Here is a 204-nt window from a genome sequence, read left to right on the forward strand (position 1 = left end):
CCGGCGGCGAGGGGGTTGCCCTGGGTTTTCGCGGCGACCTGGTGGGGTGCGTCGGCGATCGCTTCGCCGGCGCCGTGGAGGGCGTTGCCGGCGGCGTCGGTGGCCTGGTTGACCCCGCCGCCGGTGGTGTGGGCGGCGTGGTGGAGGCTGCCGGAGGCGCTGTGGGTGGCGTGTTCTGCGGTGCCCATGATTTTGTCCTTTACT

The 204-nt window shown here is 72.5% G+C and carries 1 pseudogene; it reads right to left on the reverse strand.

The features are described 5' to 3' along the window. A pseudogene (locus G9E11_RS12740) lies at positions 1-188 on the reverse strand (DUF3618 domain-containing protein); the annotation flags it as partial. Positions 189-204 lie beyond the last annotated feature (16 nt).

This window comes from Arthrobacter ipis, assembly GCF_014694315.1.
Classification (GTDB): domain Bacteria; phylum Actinomycetota; class Actinomycetes; order Actinomycetales; family Micrococcaceae; genus Arthrobacter; species Arthrobacter ipis.